This is a genomic window from Massilia phyllostachyos (assembly GCF_021044825.1).
GTDB classification, from domain to species: Bacteria; Pseudomonadota; Gammaproteobacteria; order Burkholderiales; family Burkholderiaceae_D; genus Telluria; species Telluria phyllostachyos.
In genome coordinates, this window is the sequence record NZ_JAJNOC010000010.1 from 121,104 (window position 1) to 144,166 (window position 23,063).

A 23,063-nucleotide genomic window follows, 5' to 3' on the forward strand; every position below is an offset into this window, starting at 1 on the left:
GGGACGCGCAAACAATGTAGGGTGGGCGGTCCCACCCTATGAATTCATGAGCTGTCGGCGGGAGTCAGAAAACGATCTGCCAGGCGTCGCCCGAGCGGGAGGCGCTCGACGGGGCCGCGGTGACGGCTTCCGGCCGCACGATCTGGTAGCCGGTGCCCTTGGAGCAGTCGACCTGGGGCGCGCTGCCGTCGGCCTGCACGATGCAGGAGGTGCGGATCACGAAGGTGACATCCATGGTCGCGCTGGCGGAGCCGCCGGCCTGGGCCGCGCCGACGGTACTTGCCAGCAGCAGGGCTGCCATCGTCCATTTCTTCATTGCCCGCTCCTTTCCCGTCTAATGTGATCGTCGATGACACATCATACAAGATAGTTGCCGTAAATAAACTAAGCGCCGTACCGAGGCCGGCTCCAGCTTTTATACGTGGAACATGTAGGGGTGACAAGTGCATTGCCGGTTTCGCCGGTTCCGCGGCGGTGAACCGGCGTTCCAACCAGCGCGGGAGGTAGGGAAATGAGGATGTGGTGCTATTCCGGTTTCGTTTTTTTCAAAACGTCTCAAGCAGAAAAACCGTAGAGGGCAGCCTCTAAAGTGGACGAAGTTGCGCGTTCGAGACAGTCAGCGCGCCAGCAACCGGCTGGCCGCCGCCACCAGGCCTTCGGGACTGAAGGGTTTGACGATGTAGTCGTCCGCCCCCGCCGCCAGGCCGGCCGCGATGTCGGACTGCTGGCCGTTCGCCGACAGCAGGATGATGCCGAGCTTGTCGTTGCGCGGATCGAGGCGCAGGATACGGCACAAGTCGATGCCGCTCTGGCCGTGACCGAGCCAGACGTCGAGCACCACCAGGTCGGGCGGATCGGCCGCCATCATGGCCAATGCCTGTTCCGCCGATTCGGCCTGGCGCACCTCGCCCAGCGTGCGCAGGCTGAGGCGGATCAGGAGGCGCAGGTCGGGCTGGTCGTCGACCACCAGGATGCGCTTCGTCATAGCGCATCCCCGGCCGGCAGCCAGAGCGTGACGGTGGCGCCTGCGCCGCGCTGCGACATGACGTCGGCGGCGCCCCCGTGGATGTCCAGGATTTCCTTCACCAACCGCAGCCCCAGGCCATGGCCCTCGACGTCGGAGCGCTCGCCGGCGCGGTAGAAGGCGTCGAACATGCGCGCCTGCTGCTCCGGCGTCATGCCGATGCCCTGGTCGCGGACCGTCACGCCGACGCCGCGCCGGCCGTCGCGCGCCGCCGGCGCGACGACGACCGCCACCGGGGTCCCGGGCGTCGAATAGTGCACGGCGTTGTCGAGCACATGGCCGAGCGCCTGCTGGATCCGGCCAGGGTTCACGCTGATGAAGGGAACGGCGCTGCCGCAATCGAGGGTGACGTCGCCCTTGCGTGCTGCCGGCACGGTCTCTTCGATGGCGGCGGTGGCCAGGGCGACAGGGCTGACGGCGGCGCGGATCGCCTCGTCCGGACCGCCGGCTTCTAGGCGCGCCAGGTCGAGCATCTGGTTGATCAGCGACAGCAGTCGCGTCGATTGCTTGTGGATGATGTCGAGCAGCTCGCGCGCCATGTCGCGCTCGTAGTCGCGCTTGGTCAGGAGTTCGGAAAAGCCGAGGATGCTGGCCATCGGCGTGCGCAGCTCATGGGTCGCGGTGCGGAAGTAGGCCAGGCGGCGCTGTTCGGCGCCGCGCTCCGCTTCCAGCGCGGCCCGGTGGGCGGTGACGTCGTGGAGGCTGGCGACCCGGTGCGGGAGGCCGTCGATCTCGACGGCGCTCAGCGCCACTTCCACATCGATCGTCGCGCCGGGCCGGGCCAGCCGTGTTTCGAAACGCAGCTGGGTGCCGGGCGCCGGCGCCAGGCGGCTGTCGTCAACCCCCAGCAGGGCGGCCGCCGGCTGGCCGGACAGCTCCGCCGCGGCGCGCCCGAACAGGCGTTCGGTGGCCGGATTGCAGGACACCACGGCGCCGGCGTCGTCGAGCAGCAGCACGCTGTCGGGCAGGTGCTCGAGCAGGGCGCGCAGCGAGGCTTCGCTGCGGCGCTGCGCCGCCTGCGCCTCGGCCAGGGCGCCGGCCGCGACTTCGTTGGCGACCATGGCGGCGAGGTCGCGCAGGATTACGCGGTCCGCCTCGCCGAATTCGCGCGGCAGCGAATCGATCAGGCAGAAGGTGCCGATATAGGCGCCATTGTGGGCGATCGGCAGGCCGGCATAGAAGCGCACCTGGGGAAATCCGGTCACGTAGTGGCTAGCGGCGAAGCGCGGGTCGCTCATCGCGTCCTGCACCACCATCATCTCGTCCTGGCGGATCGCGTGGGTGCAGAAGGATTTGTCGGACGGCGTTTCGCTGAAGGGGAAGCCGACCTGCGACTTGAACCACAGGCGGTTGGCGTCGACCAGGCTGACGAAGGCCATCGGGACGTTAAACAGGCGCGCGGCCATGCGGGTGATGCGGTCGAAGCGTTCCTCGGTAGCGGTATCGAGGATGTTCAGGTCGAGCAGCACCCGCAGGCGCCGCGCTTCATCGAGAGTGGACGACATGATCGTGTAAGGGCTTGGTGTCGCGCAGGTCACAGCGGACGGCCTGCGAAAGGTTGTCAGGCTGCGGCGGGCGCGAGGACGCCTTCGACCGCGCGCCGCAGTTCGGCGAACGGCGCCGGCTTGGGGAAGAAGGGCACGTCCTCCGGCAGGCCCATGGTGTGCACGGTCGCGCGGTCCAGGCCGCTGACGACGATGATCGCCATGTCGGCGTAGGCGGGGTCGGCGCGCAGGGTGCGGATCATGCGGAAACCGTCCATCCCCGGCATCGAGAGGTCGCTCACCAGGATGTCGGGGCGCTGCTCGCCGATGCGGATCAGGGCTTCGAAACCGTTGGCGGCCTTGACCACGTCGAGGTCGAGGTCCCAGCTCGCCATTTCGAGTTCGTACAGGCGCAGCAGGGTCGCTTCGTCGTCGACGATCAGCACGCGCCGGCGTCCGGCCGGCGCCGCCGTCGCGGCGGCGGGCGGAGGCGCGACCGCGGCGCGGCGCTGGTCGAGCACCCGCTGGATCGACGCCATGACGATGCGGCGGTGCCCGCCGGCGGTCTTCCAGGCCTGCAAGGTGCCGTTTTCGACCCAGAGCTGGATGGTGCGATGGGATACCCCGATGAGGTCGGCCGCCTGCCGCGTGGAGCAGAAGGCGCTGGGGTCAATGGGCGCGTCGGCGAGGGCTTGGTCATCGATAGGTTTCATATTTATCGATTTTACTGTTTCACCCGCTCGAGTCAAGTGCTATTCAGAAATAAATAAGTGAAACTCCATAAACGGTCGGCAAATTCGCCACGGAAGGGGTTTGGTAGGGGGTGTGAAAAAACCGCCAGGGCAAGGCGCGCCGTCGAAGACAGTACACTTGTACGGCGAGACGGCGCAACGCCACCATGGCGGAATTTTCACACCCTCGTAGGGTGGGCAATCCTTTGCCCACCCTACAACGGCGTGGCGCAGGCCACGCCGCCGGAGGACGATTACTCTTCCTGGAACGCTTCTTCGCGCTTCTTGCGCAGCGAAGGCAGCAGCACGACGATCAGGGCCAAAGCCGCCATCGCCAGCATCACGGCGCTGATCGGGCGGGTCACGAACACCGTCGGGTCGCTGTGCGAGAGCAGCAGCGCGCGGCGCAGGTATTCTTCCATCATCGGGCCGATGATGTAACCGAGCAGCATCGGCGCCGGTTCCGCGCCCAGCTTGGCGCAGATGTAGCCGAACAGGCCGAACAGCGCCATCAGGTAGACGTCGAACTCGTTGTTGTTCAGGCTGAACACGCCGATCGCGCAGAACATCAGGATCGCCGGGAACAGGCGGTGGTAGGGCACCATGATCATCTTGATCCACAGGCCGATCATCGGCAAATTCAGCACCACCAGGAACAGGTTACCGAACCACATCGACACGATCAGGCCCCAGAACAGGGCCGGCTGCTCGGTCATCACGGCCGGACCCGGCTGGATGCCCTGGATGATCATCGCGCCGATCATCAGCGCCATCACCGGGTTGGAGGGAATACCCAGGGTCAGCATCGGGATGAAGGAGGTCTGGGCGCCGGCGTTGTTCGCCGCTTCCGGCGCCGCCACGCCTTCGATCGCGCCCTTGCCGAAGTTCTTCGCATTGGGCGAGACCTTCTTCTCGATCGAGTAGGAGGCGAACGACGCCAGCATGGCGCCGCCACCCGGCAGGATGCCGAGGGCCGAGCCGAGCGCGGTGCCGCGCAGGACCGGCGCGATGATGCGCTTGAAGTCTTCCTTGTTCAGCATCAGGCCCTTGACCTTGCCCATCATGAGGCTGCGGTCCTCGTCGTGCTCGAGATTGCGGATGATTTCGCCGATGCCGAACATGCCCATCGCGACGATCACGAAGTTGATCCCGTCGGCCAGCTCCGGCAGGTCGAAGGTATAGCGCTGGGCGCCGGAGTTGACGTCGGTGCCGATCAGGCCGAGCAGCAGGCCCAGCAGCACCATGCCGATGGCATTGAGCAGCGAGCCGCTGGCCAGCACCACCGAAGCTACCAGCCCGAGCACCATCAGCGAGAAGTATTCGGCCGGGCCGAACTTCAACGCCAGGTCGGCCAGCGGCGGCGCGAACAGCGCCAGCAGCACGGTGGCGACCGTGCCGGCGAAGAAGGAGCCGAGGGCGGCGGTGGCCAGCGCCTTGCCGGCCTGGCCGTTGCGCGCCATCTTGTAGCCGTCCAGCGCCGTCACCACGGACGAGGATTCGCCCGGCAGGTTGACCAGGATCGCGGTGGTGGAGCCGCCGTACTGCGCGCCGTAGTAGATACCGGCCAGCATGATGAGGGCCGAGATCGGCGGCAGGCCGAAGGTGGCCGGCAGCAGCATCGCGATCGTCGCGATCGGGCCCAGGCCCGGCAGCACGCCCACCGCCGTGCCGACGAAGACGCCGACCAGGCAGTAGAACAGGTTAGTCAGGGTGAAGGCCGTTTCCAGGCCCAGTCCCAGGTTGGCGAAGATTTCCATGCTGGGTCAGCCTCCGGTGAGCCAGGGGCCGACGATCGGCATCGGCAGGTTGAGCAGCTTGACGAACAGGCCGACCGAGAAGGCGGTCAGGCCGATCGCCAGCAGCAGGGTCGGGACCAGCTTGAACTTCGGGCTGGCCCAGGCGCTCAGCATGATCAGCACGAAGGCGGCGACTGCCAGGCCGGCGCCGCGCATCAGGAAGCCGAACAGCAGCACGGCGCCGAGGATGATGGCGATGTCCTTGACGTGGATGCGGCCGACGCCTTCGCCGTGGCCGATGAAGGAACGGACCACGCCGACCAGGCCGACCAGCGCCAGCAGCCAGCCGAGGGCGACCGGGAAGTAGGCCGGGCCCATGCGGCCGGCGGTGCCCATTTCGAGCTCCCAGCCGAGATACACGGCGGCCAGGCCGAAGAACATGAAGATGATGCCGATCCAGAAATTCTTCGGATGGCGGACGATGGAAGTCACTGCGAACCCCTTGTTACCTGTGTGTGAAAACGCTGCGCAGGCCATCGAGGGCGCTGCGCAGCGGACGTGCTGTGCAAGAGCGGAGGATCAGTCGGCGTACTGGCCGGCCTTGGTGATGATCGGACCCCAGCGGTCGATTTCCGCCTTCACGTGGGCGCGCAGGGCTTCCGGACGGGCGCGGTTGTCCGCCACCGGTTCGGTGCCGAGGTCGGCGAAGCGCTGCTTGACGGTCGGGTCCTTCAGCGCCGTGCGCAGCGCGTTCGAGAGCTGGTCGACGATCGGCTTCGGCGTGCCCTTCGGCGCGTACATGCCGTGCCAGACGGCGACTTCGAAGCCCGGCAGGCCGGCTTCGTTCATGGTCGGCACGTTCGGCATCGAGGCCAGGCGGGTCTTGGTGGTGACGCCGTAGACCTTGACCTTGCCGCCCTTGATCTGGCTGGTGGTGTTGGTGGTCTGGTCGCACATGATGTCGACCTGGCCGCCCAGCATGTCGTTCATCGCCGGGCCGGTGCCTTTATAGGGGACGGTGGTGAGGTCGACGCCGATCGCGGTCTGGAACAGCATGCCGCACAGGTGCGAGGCCGAGCCCAGGCCGGCGTTGGCGTAGGTGACCTTGTCCTTGTTCGCCTTGACGTAGGCGAGCAGTTCCTTGAAGTCCTTGGCCGGGAAGTTGGCGCGCGCGATCAGGGTCATCGGCACGTCGGTGACCAGGCCGATCGGCTCGAAGCTGTCGATCGCGTTGTAGCTCAGCTTGCGGTACAGGGCCGGGGCGGTCGAGTGGCCGATGTGGTGCAGGAAGATGGTGTAGCCGTCCGGCGCGGCCTTGGCCACGCGCGCGGCGCCGATGGTGCCGCCGGCGCCGCCGACGTTTTCCACGATGATCTGCTGCTTCAGGGTCGTGCCCATCGACTGGGCGACCAGGCGCGCCACGGTGTCGGTCGGTCCGCCGGCGGCGAAGGGCACGATCATCGTGATGGTTTTCGTCGGGTAGTTCTGGGCATGGGCGCCGACCGCGGCGCAGGCCAGGGCAATGGCTGCGACGGAGCGCAGGAAGGTGGTTTTCATCGGTGTCATCCTCTAACTCGTTGGCTACGATTTTGTAATAGGGGGCGATGTCGGCCGCTACCTGGACCGTGTGCATACGCAGGGCTTGTTATACCGGCAAAAAGTTTGATTTGCAACTACGTGGAAACCCGTATTGCATGCTTGCCAAGGATGAAATGAAACAGGCTCTCGCGCTCGGCTCATGCGCAGTGGATGGACGCGCACGGGTATTGACGGGTTGTTGACAGAAAGATACAGGACACGACACACTCCCGATGAGCTTGACCTTCGCCAAGCGCGCAGCGCGCGCACGGCCTTAGGTTGGCAATCTTGTCGAACGGCCGGGAGGGAAAATGCGTGTTGTGAATCGGTGGGCCGCGGCCCTGCTCATGCTTGCCTGTGCGGCGCAGGCGGTGGCGCAGGAGCCCGCGGTGGAACACTTCAATCCCCTGGGCCAGGCCAAGGCGGTGCGCCAGGTGACGGCGCGCTTCGCCACGCCGATGGCCGCCTTCGGCGACCCGCGCGCGCCAATGCCCTTCGAGGTCGTTTGCGACCGCCCCGGCGCCGGGCGCTGGATCGACGACCGCAACTGGAGCTGGGATTTCGACAAGGACCTCCCGGGCGCCAGTTCCTGCCGCTTCCGCCTGCGCGCGGACGCACGCGACCTGGCCGGCAGGCCGCTCGGCGGGCGGCGCGAGTTCGTGTTCAGCACCGGCGGCCCGGCCGTGCTGCGCAGCGAGCCGCGCGAGGGCGAGCGCATCGACGAGGGGCAGATCTTCCTGCTCGGCCTGGACGCGGCGGCCACGCCGGCCTCGGTCGTGCAGCACGCCTGGTGCCGGGCGGACGGCGTCAATGAGAAGATCGGCGTGCGTATCATTGAAGGAGAACCGCGCAAGACCCTGCTGGAAGCGCGCAAGGACTTCGTCAAGCGCCATGCGGCGGTGGTGGCGCTCCAGTGCCGCCGCACCTTGCCGGCCGGCGCCGACATGGCCCTGGTGTGGGGCAAGGGCATCGCGGCGCCGAACGGCGTGGCGGTGGCCGAGGACCAGGAGCTGTCCTTCAGCGTCCAGCGCGCATTCCACGCGGCGCTGCGCTGCGAGCGCACCAATACCCGCGCGGGCTGCATTCCCTTCCTGCCGGTGCGCGCCGAATTCAGCGCGCCGGTGCCTGCCGAGCACCTGCGGCAGCTCGTGCTGGAAGAACGCAATGCCAAAGGCGCCGTCAAACGCCACGCGCCGGAATTCGGCGACGAGGCGAAGAGCGGCTTCGCCGATTCGGTGCGTTTCCCCGGCCCCTTCGCGGAACTGTCTACCCTGACCCTGCGCGTGCCCTTGGCGCTGCGCGACGACGCCGGGCGGACGCTGGCCGCGCCCTTGAAGCGCCCGAGCGTGAAGGTCGACCGCCAGCCGCCCCTGATCAAGTTTGCCGCGCCCTTCGGCATCATCGAGGCGAAAGGAGATCGCCTGCTGCCGGTCACCGTGCGCAACGTCGAGCCGGCGATTGCCGCCGCAGTGCGTAGCAGCGGCGCCAGCGTGCGCATCGAGCGCGAACAGGACGTGATGCGCTGGCTTGGGCAGCTGAACGTCGGCGGCAGCGATCCGTGGAATCAATACGAACAATCCGGCCACAGTCTCGACGTCTCGATCCTGAACCGCAAGGCGGACGGCCAGGTCGAGCGCTTCGCCTTGCCGAAGCCGAACGGCCGCCGCGCCTTCGAGGTGATCGGCATCCCGCTGCGCAAGCCCGGCTTCTACGTGGTCGAGCTGAGCAGCCCGCAACTGGGCCGCGCCCTGAACGACAAGCCGCGCACCGCCTATGTGCGCAGCGCCGCCCTGGTCACCAACCTGGCGGCGCACCTGAAGCGCGGCGCCGAGTCTTCGCTGGTGTGGGTCACTTCGCTCGACAAGGGGCGGCCGGTGGCGAAGGCCCAGGTGGCGGTGCGCGATTGCGCCGGGAAGCCGCTGTGGACCGGCGTGACCGGCGCGGACGGCATCGCGCGTATCCCGCAGGAGCTGGCGCGCGCCAAGTGCGGCGACAACTTGTTCGTCAGCGCCCGCAGCGGCGAGGATTTCACCTTCACCCTGTCGAGCTGGCAGAAAGGCATCGAGCCCTGGCGCTTCCAGCTGCCGCAGGGAAGCCTGGACGACGACCCGCGCATCGTCGCGACCGTATTCGACCGCACCCTGCTGCGCGCCGGCGAGACGGTGCACATGAAGCACTTCCTGCGCCGCCATGGCGGGAACACCGGCCTGTCCCTGGCGGCTCGCGGCGCGGCGGCGCCGGAGGCCGTAATCAATCACGAGGGCAGCGGCGACAAGGTCACGCTGCCCCTGGGCTGGGATGCGGCCGGCCAGGCGCATAACGAATGGACCATCCCGGCGCAGGCGAAGCTGGGCAGCTACCAGGTGCTCGTCGGCGGCCAGGTGGCGGGCGAATTCCGGGTCGAGCAGTTCCGCGTGCCGACCATGAAGGCGATCCTGAAGCCGCCCGCGCAGCCACCCGTGGGTGCGCAGAAGGTCACCATCGACGCCCAGGTCAACTACCTGAACGGCGGGCCGGCCGGGCAGGCGCCGGTCACGCTGCGCAGCACGGTGGAGGAACGCGGCGTCTCGTTCGATGGCTATGAAGGTTTCAGCTTCGGTGGCGGCGACGTCAAGGAGGGCATCGAGCAGCTGGGGAACGACGAGTATGCCGACGAGGAGCCGGATGAGGAAGCGCCCACGGAAGGCGCGCGCCAGGGCGAGGCGCCCGCGGTGCGCAAACTGACGCTGGACCGCAACGGCGCCGCGCGCATCCTGCTGGACGCGCCGCCCCTGAGCGACCGCCCGCGCACGCTGCTGGCGGAACTGAGCTGGCAGGACGCCAATGGCGAGACCCTGAGCGCCTCGACCCGCGTGCCTCTGTGGCCGGCGGCGGTGGCGGTCGGGATCAAGTCCGGCGAATGGATGAATCGCGAGCGCATCCGCTTCCAGGTGGCGGTGCTCAAGGTGGACGGCACGCCGGCGGCGAACAGCGAAGCGGCGGTGGACTTCTTCCAGCGCGAGACCCATTCGCACCGCCGGCGCCTGGTGGGCGGCTTCTACGCCTACGAATCGAGCAGCGAGATCAAGCGCGTGGCGGGCAGCTGCCGCGGCCGCACCGATGCGCGCGGCCTGCTGGCCTGCGACCTGCCGGCGCCGGCCGAGGGCAACATCATCCTGCGCGCCAGCAGCGTTGACGCCGAGGGACGCACCGCGCTGGCGCAGCAGGAAATTTACGTGGCCGGCAAGCGCGACGACTGGTTCGACGTCTCCGACAACGACCGCATCGACCTGCTCCCGGCCAAGCCGCGCTTCGAACCGGGCGAGCAGGCCAGTTTCCAGCTGCGTTCACCCTTCCGCGAGGCGACCGTGCTGGTCACCGTCGAGCGCGAAGGGGTGCTGGACAGCTACGTGCGCCGGGTGACGGCGGCCGACCCCACCATCACCATCCCGGTCAAGCCGAACTATGCGCCGAACGTCTACGTTTCGGCGCTGGCGGTACGCGGGCGCGTGGCCGGCGTGAAGCCGGCCGCGCTGGTCGACCTGGGCAAGCCGGCCTATAAACTCGGCATCGCGCCGGTGAAGGTGGGCTGGGGCGCGCACGAGCTGAAGGTATCGGTGCGACCAGAGCGGGATACCTATAAGGTGCGCGAGCGCGCCACCGTGCGCGTGAAAGTCGCGCGCGCCGACGGCAAGCCGCTGCCGGCCGGCGCCGAGATCGCGCTGGCGGCGGTCGACACCGGCCTGCTCGAACTCATGCCCAACGATTCCTGGAAGCTGCTGGACGCGATGATGCGGCCGCGCAGCCAGCAGGTCGAGACCTCGACCGCGCAGATGCAGGTGGTCGGCAAGCGCCACTTCGGGCGCAAGTCGGTGGCGCACGGCGGCGGCGGCGGGCGTGGCGCCGCCCGCGAACTGTTCGACACCCTGCTGCTGTGGAAGGGCAAGGTCGTGCTCGACGCGAACGGCGAGGCCGAAGTGCCGGTTCCGCTGAACGATTCGCTCACGGGTTTTCGCATCGTGGCGATCGCCAGCGCCGGCGCTGGCCTGTTCGGCACCGGCTCGAGCGACATTCGGAGCACCCAGGACCTGATGCTGCTGTCCGGCCTGCCGACCCTGGTGCGCGAGGGCGACCGGCTGCGCGCCGGTTTCACCGTGCGCAATGCCTCCGGGGCGGCGCTGGACGTGCGCCTCGGCGCCGGCATGGCGGCCGATGGCGCCGCCGCCCAGGCGCTGCCTGCGCAGCTGGTCAGGCTGGACCCGGGCGCGGCGCGCGAAGTGTTCTGGGACGTCACCGTGCCGGTGGCGCGCACGCTGCGCTGGCAGGTCGATGCGCTCGCGGGCAACGCCAGGGACAGCATCCACGTGACGCAGAACGTGGCGGAAGCGGTGCCCGTGCGCACCTTGCAGGCGACCCTGGTCCAGCTGGACGGGCCGAAGCAGATGACGGTCCAGCGCCCGCAGGACGCGGTTCCCGGCAAGGGCGGAGTGCGCACCACCTTGAGCCCGCGCCTGGCCGGCAGCCTGCAGGGCGTGCGCGACTACATGACGCAGTATCCGTATTCCTGCGTCGAGCAGCGCACCTCGAAGGCGGTGGCGCTTGGCGACGCGGCCATGTGGCAGAAGGTGGCGGCGACCCTGCCGGCTCACCTGGACGGCGACGGCATGCTGAAATACTTTGCCAACATGGGCCGCGGCGACGATGCCCTGACGGCCTATGTGCTGTCGGTGACGGCGGAAGCGGGCTACGCGATTCCGGACGAAGCGCGCGAACGCATGGAAGCCGCGCTGCTCGGCTTCGTGGAGGGGCGCATCGTGCGCGGATCGCGCCTGCGCACCGGGGAGCTGGCGGTGCGCAAGATCGCCGCGCTGGAAGCGCTGTCGCGGCGCCAGCCGGTGCGCGAGAGCTGGCTGCAGTCCTTCCGCATCGAGCCCGGCCTGTGGCCGACCTCCGCCGTGATCGACTGGTACCTGGTGCTGCGGCGTTCACCGGAACTTGCGCGGCGCGATGCGCTGCTGGCCCAGGCCCAGACCGTCCTGCGCACGCGCCTGAACCTGCAGGGTACGACCATGGGCTTCTCGACCGAGAAAAGCGACGACTGGTGGTGGCTGATGGCGACGGCGGACGTCAACGCCAACCGCCTGCTGCTGGCCATGCTCGACAACCTGCAATGGCGTCCCGACATCGGCCGCCTGGCGCGCGGAACGCTGGGCCGCCAGCAGCGTGGACGCTGGAACACGACCCTGGCCAACGCCTGGGGCGTGCTCGCCATGAAAAAATTCTCGGAGGCCTTTGAGGCCACGCCGGTCACCGGCAAGACCGTCATCGACCTGGGCGGCAAGCGCGCGGAAGGAGCAACACCATCCACCGTGCTGCAAGCCTGGCCGGCCGGCGCCGCCACGCTCGGCCTGCGCCACGACGGAACCGGCAAGCCCTGGGCCACGGTGCAAAGCCTGGCGGCGGTGCCGCTGAAGGCGCCGCTGTCCTCGGGTTACCAGATCCGGCGCACCATCACGCCGGTCAGCCAGGCCAACCCCGGCCGCTGGACGCGCGGCGACGTGTATCGCGTGCGCCTCGATCTCGAGGCCCAGGCCGACATGAACTGGGTGGTGGTCGACGACCCGATCCCGGCCAGCGCCAGCATTCTCGGCACCGGCCTGGGCGGCGACTCGCAGCTGGCGACGAGCGGCGAGCGGCAGGGCGGCTGGGTCTATCCCGAATTCGAGGAGCGCGCCGCGGGCGCTTTCCGCGCCTATTATTCCTGGGTCCCGAAGGGCAAGTGGCGCGTCGAATATACGGTCCGCCTGAACAACGACGGCCGCTTCAGCCTGCCGCCGACGCGGGTGGAAGCCATGTACAACCCCGAGATGTTCGGCGCAGCGCCGAACGCGCCGGTGGTCGTGGGGCAGTGATGCGGTATTGGCTTGCCATGCTGCTGCTGGCCTTGCCCGCGTGGGCCTGGTGCGCGATGCCGACGCCGGAGCAGGCGCGCGCGGCCTGGCAACCGTCCGAGGCGCGCCTGCTCGACCGCAACGGCGTGCCGCTCGAATCGGTGCGGGTCGACCTGCGCGGCCGCCGCGGCGCCTGGGTGGAGCTGGCGGACATCTCGCTGGCGCTGGGCGCGGCGGTGCTGCAGGCCGAGGACCAGCGTTTCATGCAGCATGGCGGCATCGACCTGCGCGCGGCCGGCCAGGCGGCCTGGGACAACCTGTTCCGGGCACGTCCGCGCGGGGCTTCGACCATCACCATGCAGTTGGCTGGCTTGCTCGATGCGGAGCTGCGGGCCGCGAAGGATGGGCGCAGCTGGCGTCAGAAATTCGACCAGGTCATGGGGGCGCGCGAGCTGGAAGCCGGGTGGAGCAAGGCCCAGATCCTGGAGGCTTACCTGAACCTGGTCAGCTTCCGCGGCGAGCTGCAGGGCGTCGGCGCGGCCTCGAAGGCGCTGTTCGGCAAGGCGCCGTCGGGGCTCGACGTGGCCGAAGCGACGATCCTGGCGGCGCTGCTGCGCGCGCCGTCCGCGCCGCAGAAGCAGGTCGCGCAGCGCGCCTGCCAGCTGGCGGCGGAACTCAAGTCCGCAACCGGCTGCCAGGCCATCGCCTGGCGCGCCGCCGTCGCATTGGCCCGCCCCGCGGCGCCGGCGGCGCAAAAAGTGCCGCAAGCCTGGCGCGCGCTGCTCGGCAAGGCCGGCGTCAACGTGCGCACCACGCTCGACGCCGCGATGCAGGACGCCGCGCGCGAAGCGCTGCGCCGCCACGTGCGCGAACTGGCCGAACGCAACGTCGGCGACGGCGCCGTGGTCGTGATCGACAACGCCAGTGGCGCGCTGCTGGCCTATGTGGCCAATCTGGGCACGAGCGAAGTGGACGGCGTGCTGGCGCCGCGCCAGGCCGGCTCCACCCTCAAGCCCTTCCTCTACGAACTCGCGATCGAGAGAAAGCTGTTAACCGCGGCCTCGCTGCTCGACGACAGCCCGCTCGACGTCGCCGCCGGCAGCGGCAGCTACGTTCCGCAGAACTACGATCGCGCCTACAAGGGCTATGCCAGCGTGCGCACCAGCCTGGCCAGCTCCCTGAATGTGCCCGCCGTGCGCACCCTGCTCACCGTGGGAGGGGAGCCATTTCACGCGCGGCTGCAGGCGCTCGGCTTGACTACCCTGACCGAGGATGCGGAGTTCTACGGCCCCTCGTTGGCCCTCGGCTCGGCCGAAGTGACGCTGCTGGAATTGACGAACGCCTACCGCACGCTGGCGAACGGCGGTCGCCACGCACCGGTCACCCTGCGCGCCGCGCCGCCGCGAACGCCGGCGCGGGTGCTCGACCCGGCAGCGAGCTGGGTCATCGGCGACATCCTGTCCGACCGCGGCGCGCGCAGTCCGACCTTCGGCATGCGCAACGACCTCGCCACCGCCTACTGGAGCGCGGTCAAGACCGGCACCAGCAAGGACATGCGCGACAACTGGTGCGTCGGCTACAGCGACCGCTTTACCGTCGGGGTCTGGGTCGGCAACTTCAACGGCCAGCCGATGTGGGACGTGTCCGGGGTGTCGGGCGCGGCGCCGGTGTGGCGCGACGTGATGGATTTCCTGCACCGCGACCGGCCGGGGCGGCAGGGGCAGGCGCCGGGAGGCGTCGTGAAACGCCGGGTGACGTATGCGCCGGCACACGAGCCGGTGCGCGACGAGTATTTCCTGGCGGGGACCGAGACCGCACTGATCGAGGCGGTGCCGCCGGCACGGCGCGCGCCGAAGATCGTGTATCCGGTGGACGGCGCCATCCTGGCGGTCGATCCGGATATTCCGGACAGCGTGGAGCGGGTGCTGTTCCAGGCGCAGGGCGCGCAGGGTCATCGCTGGCGACTGGATGGGACGGAACTGGGTGCGGCATCGGCGCCGCTGGCCTGGAAGCCGGCGCCGGGAGAGCACCGGCTGGAACTGGTGGATGCCGGTGGCAAGGCCGTGTCGACGAGCCGCTTCGAGGTGCGCGGGAACTAGCCCATGCCCCGTCGTTCCGGCGAAGGCCGGAACCCAAGGTTGCATGCGTGTCGACGGTGCTTGCAATCTTGGGCGCCGGCCTGCGCCGGCGCGACGGTCTTGGGGCTGGTGGTCAAGATCACGATGCCTGCGGCGGCTCCGCGACCGGAATCTCGCGATCCCCCAGCAACACCTTGTCCGGCGTGATCGGCGTGCTGCGCAGGCGCTTGCCGGTCGCGTGGAAGATCGCATTGCTGATCGCCGCCGACACGCCCACGATGCCGATCTCGCCCACGCCCTTCGCCCCGAGCTGCTTGCTGACGATCCGGTCATCCTCCTGCGCGAAGATGACATCGATGTCGTGGATGTCGGCATTCACCGCCACGTGGTACTCGGCGTAGTTGTGGTTCATGAAGCGGCCCAGCTTGTGGTCGGTGAAGCTTTCCTCGTGCAGCGCCTGGCTGATGCCCCACACGACGGCGCCGGTGACCTGGCTGTGTGCGGTCTTGCCGCTGATGATGCGGCCCGCCGCCACCGCGCTGACCACCCGCGTCACCCGCACCATGCCGAGTTTTTCGTTCACGCGCACCTCGCAGAACACCGCCGAGTGCACCGCGCGGGTGAACTTGCGCTGCTTGAGCATCTGCGGCGTCATGAAGAATTTTTCCTCGACCCGTTCGACGCCTTGCGCCGCCAGCACGTCCGACAGGCGCAGCGAGACGTCGGCGCGGTTGCGCAGGCGGATGGCGCCGTCGATGAACTCGATGTCCATCGGCCTGGCCTTGGCCAGCGGCGAATCCGGCATCGATTTCGCCATCTTGATCAGGGTCTTCTGCAGCTTCTCGCAGGCCCCGTGCACGCCGCCGCCGACCGTGGTGACGTGCGAGGAACCGCCCTCGATCGGCGCCATCGGCAGGGTCGAGTCGCCCAGCTGGAAGGTCACTTTTTCCAGCGGCAGGCCCATGGCCTCGGCCGCGATCATCGACATCACGGTATAGGTGCCGGTGCCGATGTCGGTGGCCGCACTGCTGACGACCAGGCGGCCGTCCGCATGCAGCACCGCGCTGACGCGCGCCACCATCACCAGCGAATCCCACTGGCCGGTCGCCATGCCCCAGCCGACCAGCTCCTCGCCATCCTGCATCGAGCGCGGCTCGAGCGGGCGCTTGTCCCAGCCGAAGCGCGCCGCGCCCTTGTCGTAGCACTGGTGCAGCTCCTTGGTGGAGTAGGGCTTGTCGTCGAGCGGGTTCACGTTGGCGTAGTTGATGCGCCTGAATTCGAGCGGGTCGATCTTCAGCTTGTAGGCCAGTTCGTCCATCGCGACTTCCAGCGCGTGCACGCCGTGGGCGGCGCCCGGTGCGCGCATGTCGATCGGCGAGTGGCGGTCGTGCGCCACCAGCTTGTAGCCCAGCTTGATGTTGTCGCAGGCGTAGAGCTGCCCCGACCAGTTGACCACGACCTCGACGTAGTCTTCCAGGCGCGAAGTCTCGTGGATGGCTTCGTGCTTGATCGCCTGCAGCTTGCCGTCCTGGTTCGCGGCCAGCGAGACCTTCTGCCAGGTCTCGGGCCGGTGGCCGAAGCTGAACATCTGCTGGCGCGTCAGCACCACGCGCACCGAGGCCTTGAGGTGCAGCGCCGCCATCACGGCCAGGGTCAGCTGGTATTGCGGACGCAGGCCGGAGCCGAAGGCGCCGCCCACATAGGGGTTGCGCACCGTGACCTTGTCCTTCGACAGGCCGAAGGCGTGCGAGACGTACCAGCGGCTGTTCTGCGAACTCTGGGTCTTGTCGTAGATGGTCAGGTGGCCGTCGTCGCCGCGGATCACGGTGGTGGCGAACATCTCCATCGGGTTGTGGTGTTCGACGCCGTGGTAGAACTGCGATTCGATTTTCACCGGCGCCTCGTCGAACGCCTTGTCGGCATCGCCCTTGGACGAGGGCGGCGTAAAGCCGGCCTTCATCGGACGCGGTTTATACGCCTGATCAAGGGTGTCCAGCAGATTGGTCTCATGCGCCTCTTCCTCGTACTCGACCTTGACCAGCTGGGCGGCATAGCGCGCCGCCTCGAAAGTCCGGGCCACGATCAGGGCGACCGGCTGGCCGCTGTAGAAGATGCGGTCGCTGAAGAAGGGACGGAAGGGCGAGCCGCCGGGCGCCGTCATGTCCTTGTAGGCGATGTCCCAGGAACGCATCTTGGGACGCTTCTCGTGGTGCAGGATATCGATCACGCCCGGCACGGCATTGGCCGCGGCGAGGTCGAGGGACTTGATGCGGCCCTTGGCGATGGTGCCGCTGACCACCACGCCGTAAAGCAGATCCGGTGCCTGCTCCTCGGCGGCATAGCGCGCCTGGCCGGTCACCTTGGCGCGGCCGTCCACGCGCGAGACCTGCATGCCGCCTTTCACCAGGCCGGTGCCTTCGGGCGCGGTCGGGGTGCGCAGTGCTGGAATCAGGTCGGTCATCGTTGTTCTCCCTTCGCGTAGTCGGTGCCGCGTGCCGCGGTGGTCAAGGCCTGGACGATGGCGTTGCGCGCCAGGGTCAGCTTGAAGTCGTTCTGGCCGTAGCCGCGCGCGCCGCGCAGCAGGATGTCGGCGGCGGCGCCGAAGGCCGCTTCGTCGGCCTGCTTGCCTTCCAGCGCGGCTTCCGCTTCCTCGACGCGCCAGGGTTTGTGGGCGACGCCGCCCATCGCGATGCGGGCGGCGCGGATGGTCTTGCCGTCCAGGTCCAGCGCGGCCGCCACCGAGACCAGCGCGAAGGCATAGGACAGGCGGTCGCGCACCTTGATGTAGGCGCTGTGCGCCATGAAGCGGTCGGCGTCCGGCAGGTCGATGTAAGTGATCAGTTCGCCTGGCTGGAGGGTGGTGTCGAGGTCCGGACGGTCGCCCGGCAGGCGGTGGAAGTCGGCGAAGGGGATATCACGCTCTCCCTTCGAAGAACGTACGTGCACCACCGCGTCGAGGGCGCGCAGGGCCACGCACATGTCGGACGGGTGGGTCGCGATGCACTGCTCGCTGGTTCCCAGGATGGCGAGCTGGCGGTTCAGGCCGTCCTTGGCCGGGCAGCCGCTGCCCGGCTCGCGCTTGTTGCAGGGCGTGCCGACGTCGTAAAAGTAATAGCAGCGGGTCCGCTGCAGCAGATTGCCGCCATTGGTCGCCATATTGCGCAGCTGCGGCGAGGCGCCGGCCAGGATCGCGCTGCTCAGCAGCGGGTAGCGGCGGCGCACGGTCTCGTGGTAGGCGGTGTCGGCGTTGCGGGCGAGGGCGCCGAGGCGCATGCCCTTGTCCGGGCCGTCCTCGATTTTTTCGAGGTTGAGACCATTGATGTCGACCAGTTCTCCGGGGCGCATCACGCCTTCCTTCATCAGGTCGATGAGGTTGGTGCCGCCCGCGATTGGACGGGCGCCGGCTGCGAGATGTGCGAGCGCGGCGTCGACGTCACCGGATTGGGTAAAGGTAAATGGGTTCATGCGAGTACCGCTCCAGTCGTGAAGGGCTTTTCACCCTCGCCGGCGCGCTCCTTGCCGTCGAGGCCCATTACCCGCACCACCGCTTCGGTGATCTGCGGGTAGGCGCCGCAGCGACAGACGTTACCGCTCATGAGTTCGCGCACGTCGTCGATGCTCTTGGCCTCGCCCTCGGCGATCAGGCCGGCGGCCGAACACAACTGGCCGGGGGTACAGTAGCCGCACTGGAAGGCGTCGCAGTCGATGAAGGCCTGCTGCAGCGCGTGCAGCTCTTCGCCCTGTGCCAGGCCCTCGACCGTGGTTACTTCGCGGCCATCGTGCATGACGGCCAGGGTCAGGCAGGAGTTCACCCGCTTGCCGTCCAGCAGGACGGTGCAGGCGCCGCATTGGCCGTGATCGCACCCCTTCTTGGTGCCGGTAAGTTCCGCGCGCTCGCGCAGCAGGTCGAGCAGCGTCACCCAGGGCTGGACGGTGAATTCCCGTTCCTGTCCGTTGATGCGCAGCCGAATGGGGTGTTGCTGGAGCTGTTCCATGGCCGTCCTTTCAGTGGTGAAGCTGCCACCTTAACTGGACGACAGCAGGGCTTCGGTTAGTTCACACACGTACGAACGACAGCAAGGGCTCGGAATGTCATTGACTTGCTCCGAAGAAATTATCTCGATACACTTGTACATATTGCCTCGTCGACTGTTATGGGATAAGCATGGACCTGCGAATCAGACCTGTTCTGCAGTCAGTGTCCCGCGCGCTCTTGCTGCGGAGCGTCTTCGCGACCGCGCTCGCGGCCGGTAGCGGCGATGTGCTCGCTGTCGCCGGGGCCGGCAGTTGCACCTATGAGCAGGACTATGCGCGAGTGCTGGCCTTCGGAGCGGTATCCGAGATCGAGGCCCACATCGCGGCCCAAGGGGCGGCAAGGCTGGCATGGCTGAAGAAGAACCGACAGCCGGCGCCCGAACGTGCGCTGGCGGTGCAGGCCTGGCAGGCCGACTACCGACGCCAGAGGATGCTCGAACCTCTGGGGTGCAGCCACGGCGAATTCCCGCTCGACTACGCGGTCGCCAACGGTAACCTCGAAGCGGTGCGCTGGCTGCTCGACCATGGCATGGAACCTGCGGCGTTCTCCCGATCCGCCCTCAAGAGGTCGATCTTTTCCCGATGCGGCCTGCCCGGCCGCATCTACGCGCGGCCCGACGGCGTGTCTGACAAGCAGGTGCGTGTGCGCCAGATCCAGGCCTACCGCATGCTGATCGCACGCGGCGCCGACGTCAACGATCCGGATCCGCTCGAGCCGGGAACCGGCTGCCTCATTACCACGATGTATCCGGTCCTCAAGGAGCTCGGCGCGAAAGTCACGCCAGCCGCCTTCCAGAAACTGGCGCTCGCAGCGCGCGACCCCGGCGGGGGCATCGTGGAGTCGCGATGGCGCGCCGTAGCCGCACTGGCGGCCGGTGAATCCTTCGATTTTCGCGGCACCCAGTTCGAATACGGCTTGCTGCAGATGCTCGACTTTCGCAAGGGCAGCTCGGATTATCCGCACGTTGTCGACCTGGTCGAGCGGCTCTCGGTTGTCGTAAGGATGAGCCCCGGTATCGTGCCCGGAAAGCCGGCAAGGCCGGCCGACGTGCCGGCCAGGTTCAGTCCGGTTCGGCGGGCGTGCTCTTTCCCGGAAATGGGCGCCTATCCGGACGCGGAATTGCGCATGCTCGTCCATACGCAGCCGCGTTCGTCCGCAGCGGACAAGGGCTCCATGGTCGACGTCGACGTAGTGGTCGGCAAGACCGCAAGGCCGCAGTTGCTGGCCCTGCTCAACACGCGCGGGGTGCGCACGCACTGGCACATTCGCAGCGCGAAGGGAGCGCAGGTCCTCGGGGTGATGGTGCTGCGGTTGGAACCGGGCAGGGGGCCGGGCGTGGACCAACTCAGCTTCGATCCCGCGCGCCCGGTCTTTTACGGCCAACCTTCCGACTGCCAATTCCTTTTCAGGGAAAACTGGGCCGCGGGTGAGGTCAGCTACGCCCTGCAAGCCTATCACGGCCGACCCGACCCCACCCATACCTTCAATCCCTTCCGTGTTCTGGGCATGCCCCAGCCGCAGATCGCGCACGCCGGGCCGTTCGTGATCGGGGCGCCGTCTACCGCCGCGGCGTCGTACTGAACCGCTGCAGTCCGAGGACGTTGTAGCAATCAGGAAATTGCAATACCATCCAGAACCTTGATGGGCGCACTGCGCCCGCCCCCGTTCCCTGTAAGGACATGATTGCATGAAGACCCTTCCCAAGGCCGTATTGCTGGCCGCCTGCCTGGCCTCCGCCTGTTCCACCCCGGCGCTCGCCGCCGCGCCCGCCAAGGCGGCCCAGGCTGGCCTGAAAGTGGATTACCAGAAGTTCACCTTGCCCAATGGCCTGGACGTAATCTTCCACATCGACCGTTCCGACCCGGTGGTCGCCGTCAACCTGACCGCCCACGTCGGTTCCGCGCGTGAAAAAGTCGGCCGCACCGGCTTCGCCCACCTGTTCGAGCACCTGCTGTTCCTGGAGTCGGAAAACCTGGGCAAGGGCGGACTCGACAAGATGACCGCGCGCATCGGCGGCTCCGGCGCCAACGGCTCGACCTCGCAGGACCGCACCAACTACCTGCAGACCGTGCCCAACGACGCGCTGGAAAAGATGATCTGGGCCGAGGCCGACAAGCTGGGCTGGTTCATCAATACCGTCACCGACCCGGTGCTGGCCAAGGAAAAGCAGGTCGTCAAGAACGAGAAGCGCCAGGGCGTCGACAACGCCCCCTACGGCCATACCCGCTACGTGATCAACAAGGCGCTGTACCCGGCCGACCACCCGTACAACTGGCAGGTGATCGGTTCGCTGGAAGACCTGCAGAACGCGACCCTGGACGACGTCAAGGAATTCTTCCGCCTGTGGTACGTGCCGAACAACGTGACCCTGGTGATCGCGGGCGACTTCGACCCGGCCCAGGCGCGCAAGTGGGTCGAGAAGTACTTCTCCGAGATCAAGCGCGGCGCGGCGATTCCGGCGCTGACCAAGCGCCCGGGCAAGCTGCAGCAGACCGTGAAGCTGGCCCACGAAGACAACTTCGCCAAGCTGCCCGAGCTGACCATGACCTGGCCGACGGTCGAGGACCTGCATCCGGATGCGTATGCGCTGGAAGTGCTGGCCGACTACCTGTCCGAGACCAAGCGCGCGCCGTTCTACCAGGTGCTGGTGGAAGACGCCAAGCTGGCCCCGAACGTCCAGATGGGCAACCAGACCGCGGAACTGGCCGGCCAGTTCATGCTGCGCGTGCGCGCCTTCGAGGGCAAGCCGCTGGACCAGGTCGCCGCCGCCGTGGACCAGGCCTTCGCCAAGTTCGAGCGCGAAGGCATTTCCGAGCGCGACCTGAACCGCATCAAGGCCGGCCTGGAAACCCGTTTCTATAACTCGGTGTCGAGCGTGCTGGGCAAATCGGCGCTGCTGGCCGAATACAATTACCTGACCGGCAACCCGGGCCGCATCGAAGAGGGCGTGCGCAAGACCATGGCCGTCACCCCGGCCGACGTGCGCCGCGTCTACGACACCTATATCAAGGGCAAGCCCTTCGTTGCCACCAGCTTCGTCCCGAAAGGCAAGCTGGCGCTGGCCCTGAGCGGCTCTTCCCAGGCCGACGTGGTCGAGGAAAAAGTGGTGCAGGGCGCCGAGAGCGCGGTCGACCCGAGCCGGAACGCCGAATACACCCGCACCCCGTCGAAGATCGACCGCGGCGTGGAGCCGGCCTACGGCAAGACCCCGGCCGTGAAGGTGCCGCAGGTGTGGGACGCGAAACTGGCCAACGGCATGCGCGTGGTCGGCATCGAGAACAAGGAAGTGCCGCTGGTGCAGTTCGACATCGCCATCGACGGCGGCCTGCTGCTGGACAATCCGGACAAGGTCGGCGTGGCCAACCTGATGGCGCGCATGCTCACGCAAGGCACGGCGAAGAAGACCCCGGAGCAGCTGGAAGAGGCGATCCAGCAGCTGGGCGCGGCGATCAATGTCTCGGCCAGGGCCGAGGACGTGCGCATCAGCGTCACCACCCTGGCGCGCAACTTCGACGCGACCCTGGACCTGGTCGAGGAAATCCTGCTGCAGCCGCGCTGGGACGAGAAGGAATTCGCCCTGATCAAGCAGAGCGTGCTGAGCCAGATCCGCCAGCAGGACGCCGATCCGAACGCGCTGGCCGCGATCAACTTCAACAAGCTGGTCTACGCCAAGGACGACCTGCGCTCGCGCAACATCCTCGGCACCGCCGAGACGGTCAATGCGATCACGATGGACGACCTGAAGGCCTACTACCGCGCCAACCTGTCGCCGTCGGTGGCGCGCATGCACGTGGTCGGCGCCTTGCCGAAAGCGTCGATCACGCGTTCGCTGGGCGACCTGGCGCGCGACTGGAAGGCGAAACCGGTGGCGCTGCCCGCGCCGGTGCCGGCGGGCGCACCAGTGGCGGCCAGGGTCTACTTCGTCGACGTGCCGGACGCCAAGCAGTCGGTGCTGCGCATCGGCTACCGCGCGCTGGCGGCCACCGATGCCGACTACTACCCGGCCAGCGTCGCCAACTACATCCTGGGCGGCGGCGGCTTCGCCTCGCGCCTGACCCAGCAACTGCGCGAAGGCAAGGGCTACACCTACGGCATCAACTCGAGCTTCTCGGGCAGCCAGAGCGCCGGCCCGTTCACCATCGCCAGCGGCGTGCGCAGCAACGTCACGCTCGAATCGACCCAGCTGGTCAAGCAGGTGCTGCAGGACTATGCGCCGACCTTCTCTGCGGCCGACCTCGAGACCACCAAGAACTTCCTGGTCAAGAGCAATGCGCGCGCCTTCGAGACCGCCACCGCCAAGCTGGGCATGCTGGACAATATCAGCAAGTTCGGCTGGAGCCCGGGGTACGTCAAGGAGCGCGAAGCCATCGTCAAGGGCATGACCTTGCAACAGGTGCAGGCGCTGTCGAAGAACTACCTGGATCCGTCGAAGATGGTGTGGCTGGTGGTGGGCGACGCCAAGACCCAGCTGCCGCGCATGAAGGAGCTGGGCTTCGGCGAACCGGTCCTGATCGGCAAATAAGCGC

14 protein-coding genes are annotated in these 23,063 nt (G+C 67.8%); 4 read left to right on the top strand and 10 right to left on the bottom strand.

What is annotated here, in order from left to right:
- Positions 1-64: 64 nt before the first annotated feature.
- The 7 genes from LQ564_RS22435 to LQ564_RS22465 form a co-directional block, all read right to left on the bottom strand.
- Positions 65-316: a hypothetical protein gene (locus LQ564_RS22435; RefSeq protein ID WP_231060339.1), complete on the bottom strand. Its 252-nt coding sequence runs from the start codon at positions 314-316 to the stop codon at positions 65-67.
- A 300-nt stretch (positions 317-616) separates the two neighbouring features.
- Entirely contained in the window at positions 617-985 is a 369-nt protein-coding gene (locus LQ564_RS22440) for a response regulator (RefSeq protein WP_231060340.1), read from the bottom strand.
- The gene (locus LQ564_RS22445) at positions 982-2,529 is read right to left on the bottom strand and encodes a sensor histidine kinase (RefSeq protein WP_231060341.1); all 1,548 of its coding nucleotides are present in this window, start codon (positions 2,527-2,529) and stop codon (positions 982-984) included. Before LQ564_RS22445 ends, LQ564_RS22440 begins: the two co-directional genes overlap by 4 nt.
- Before the next feature lie 56 nt (positions 2,530-2,585).
- Positions 2,586-3,221, bottom strand: a complete 636-nt coding sequence (locus tag LQ564_RS22450; RefSeq protein WP_231060342.1) for a response regulator — start codon at positions 3,219-3,221, stop codon at positions 2,586-2,588.
- A gap of 272 nt (positions 3,222-3,493) precedes the next feature.
- The gene (locus LQ564_RS22455) at positions 3,494-4,996 is read right to left on the bottom strand and encodes a tripartite tricarboxylate transporter permease (protein WP_231060343.1); all 1,503 of its coding nucleotides are present in this window, start codon (positions 4,994-4,996) and stop codon (positions 3,494-3,496) included.
- 6 nt (positions 4,997-5,002) lie between these two features.
- On the bottom strand, positions 5,003-5,467 hold the full coding sequence (locus LQ564_RS22460; protein ID WP_231060344.1) for a tripartite tricarboxylate transporter TctB family protein: 465 nt from the start codon (positions 5,465-5,467) through the stop codon (positions 5,003-5,005).
- An 87-nt stretch (positions 5,468-5,554) separates the two neighbouring features.
- Positions 5,555-6,532 carry a tripartite tricarboxylate transporter substrate binding protein BugD gene (locus tag LQ564_RS22465; RefSeq protein ID WP_231060345.1) on the bottom strand — a complete coding sequence of 326 codons (978 nt, stop codon included), beginning with the start codon at positions 6,530-6,532 and terminating at the stop codon, positions 5,555-5,557.
- A 332-nt stretch (positions 6,533-6,864) separates the two neighbouring features.
- Here LQ564_RS22465 and LQ564_RS22470 point away from each other — a divergent pair, with 332 nt between their 5' ends.
- Both LQ564_RS22470 and pbpC read left to right on the top strand, forming a co-directional pair.
- A complete protein-coding gene (locus LQ564_RS22470; protein WP_231060346.1) occupies positions 6,865-12,444 on the top strand; it encodes an alpha-2-macroglobulin family protein in 5,580 nt (1,859 codons plus the stop codon).
- Positions 12,444-14,522: a penicillin-binding protein 1C gene (gene pbpC / locus LQ564_RS22475; RefSeq protein ID WP_231060347.1), complete on the top strand. Its 2,079-nt coding sequence runs from the start codon at positions 12,444-12,446 to the stop codon at positions 14,520-14,522. Before LQ564_RS22470 ends, pbpC begins: the two co-directional genes overlap by 1 nt.
- 118 nt (positions 14,523-14,640) lie before the next feature.
- Here pbpC and LQ564_RS22480 read toward each other — a convergent pair whose 3' ends face one another.
- From LQ564_RS22480 to LQ564_RS22490, 3 genes are read right to left on the bottom strand one after another with little or no spacing between them, the layout of a single operon-like run.
- Positions 14,641-16,962: a xanthine dehydrogenase family protein molybdopterin-binding subunit gene (locus LQ564_RS22480; RefSeq protein ID WP_231060348.1), complete on the bottom strand. Its 2,322-nt coding sequence runs from the start codon at positions 16,960-16,962 to the stop codon at positions 14,641-14,643.
- Entirely contained in the window at positions 16,959-17,966 is a 1,008-nt protein-coding gene (locus LQ564_RS22485) for an FAD binding domain-containing protein (RefSeq protein WP_231060349.1), read from the bottom strand. The genes LQ564_RS22480 and LQ564_RS22485 overlap by 4 nt, the downstream gene beginning before the upstream one ends.
- Complete coding sequence (locus LQ564_RS22490; protein WP_231060350.1) at positions 17,963-18,496, bottom strand: (2Fe-2S)-binding protein; 534 nt, start codon at positions 18,494-18,496, stop codon at positions 17,963-17,965. The genes LQ564_RS22485 and LQ564_RS22490 overlap by 4 nt, the downstream gene beginning before the upstream one ends.
- A gap of 170 nt (positions 18,497-18,666) precedes the next feature.
- On the opposite strand from LQ564_RS22490, the gene LQ564_RS22495 reads away from it, so the two are divergent.
- Together LQ564_RS22495 and LQ564_RS22500 are read left to right on the top strand one after the other, a co-directional pair.
- Positions 18,667-20,118, top strand: coding sequence for an ankyrin repeat domain-containing protein (locus LQ564_RS22495; RefSeq protein ID WP_231060351.1), 1,452 nt, complete (start codon positions 18,667-18,669; stop codon positions 20,116-20,118).
- Positions 20,119-20,224: 106 nt separating this feature from the next.
- On the top strand, positions 20,225-23,059 hold the full coding sequence (locus LQ564_RS22500) for a M16 family metallopeptidase (RefSeq protein WP_231060352.1): 2,835 nt from the start codon (positions 20,225-20,227) through the stop codon (positions 23,057-23,059).
- The last annotated feature ends 4 nt before the right edge of the window (positions 23,060-23,063 follow it).

Coding starts and splice junctions, on each gene's coding strand:
- LQ564_RS22435 (WP_231060339.1), bottom strand. CDS start 316: ATGAAGAAATGGACGATGGCAGCCCTGCTGCTGGCAAGTACCGTCGGC.
- LQ564_RS22440 (WP_231060340.1), bottom strand. CDS start 985: ATGACGAAGCGCATCCTGGTGGTCGACGACCAGCCCGACCTGCGCCTC.
- LQ564_RS22445 (WP_231060341.1), bottom strand. CDS start 2,529: ATGTCGTCCACTCTCGATGAAGCGCGGCGCCTGCGGGTGCTGCTCGAC.
- LQ564_RS22450 (WP_231060342.1), bottom strand. CDS start 3,221: ATGAAACCTATCGATGACCAAGCCCTCGCCGACGCGCCCATTGACCCC.
- LQ564_RS22455 (WP_231060343.1), bottom strand. CDS start 4,996: ATGGAAATCTTCGCCAACCTGGGACTGGGCCTGGAAACGGCCTTCACC.
- LQ564_RS22465 (WP_231060345.1), bottom strand. CDS start 6,532: ATGAAAACCACCTTCCTGCGCTCCGTCGCAGCCATTGCCCTGGCCTGC.
- LQ564_RS22470 (WP_231060346.1), top strand. CDS start 6,865: ATGCGTGTTGTGAATCGGTGGGCCGCGGCCCTGCTCATGCTTGCCTGT.
- pbpC (WP_231060347.1), top strand. CDS start 12,444: ATGCGGTATTGGCTTGCCATGCTGCTGCTGGCCTTGCCCGCGTGGGCC.
- LQ564_RS22480 (WP_231060348.1), bottom strand. CDS start 16,962: ATGACCGACCTGATTCCAGCACTGCGCACCCCGACCGCGCCCGAAGGC.
- LQ564_RS22485 (WP_231060349.1), bottom strand. CDS start 17,966: ATGAACCCATTTACCTTTACCCAATCCGGTGACGTCGACGCCGCGCTC.
- LQ564_RS22490 (WP_231060350.1), bottom strand. CDS start 18,496: ATGGAACAGCTCCAGCAACACCCCATTCGGCTGCGCATCAACGGACAG.
- LQ564_RS22495 (WP_231060351.1), top strand. CDS start 18,667: ATGGACCTGCGAATCAGACCTGTTCTGCAGTCAGTGTCCCGCGCGCTC.
- LQ564_RS22500 (WP_231060352.1), top strand. CDS start 20,225: ATGAAGACCCTTCCCAAGGCCGTATTGCTGGCCGCCTGCCTGGCCTCC.